The organism is Neisseria sp. P0021.S007 (genome assembly GCF_051956855.1).
Window position 1 is genome coordinate 1 of sequence record NZ_JBQCXA010000514.1, and the last position, 699, is coordinate 699.

Here is a 699-nt window from a genome sequence, read left to right on the forward strand (position 1 = left end):
GTCCACCTACATCCGCCGTCCGCCCTATTGGGAAGGTGCGTTGGCAGGCGAACGCAGCCTGACGGGAATGCGGCCCTTGGCGATTCTGCCCGACAACATCACCACCGACCACATTTCGCCTTCGAACGCGATTCTGGCGGCGAGTGCGGCAGGTGAATATCTGGCGAAAATGGGTTTGCCCGAAGAAGACTTCAATTCCTACGCCACCCACCGCGGCGACCACCTCACCGCCCAACGCGCGACTTTCGCCAATCCCAAATTGTTTAACGAAATGGTGAAAAACGAAGACGGCAGCGTGCGCCAAGGCTCGCTCGCCCGCGTCGAACCCGAAGGCGAAACCATGCGCATGTGGGAAGCCATCGAAACCTATATGAACCGCAAACAGCCGCTCATCATCATCGCCGGCGCGGACTACGGCCAAGGTTCCAGCCGCGACTGGGCGGCGAAGGGCGTGCGGCTCGCGGGCGTAGAAGCCATCGCCGCCGAAGGCTTCGAGCGCATCCATCGCACCAACCTCATCGGCATGGGTGTCTTGCCGCTGCAATTCAAAGCCGGCACCAACCGCCACACCCTGCAACTGGACGGCACGGAAACCTACGACGTGGTCGGCGAACGCAAACCACGCGGCGACCTGACCCTCGTCATTCACCGCAAAAACGGCGAGACCGTCGAAGTCCCCGTTACCTGTCGCCTCGATAC

The 699-nt window shown here is 61.7% G+C and carries 1 pseudogene; it reads left to right on the forward strand.

The window, feature by feature from the left end:
- A pseudogene (locus ACTHUR_RS14325) lies at window positions 1-699 on the forward strand (Fe/S-dependent 2-methylisocitrate dehydratase AcnD); the annotation flags it as partial.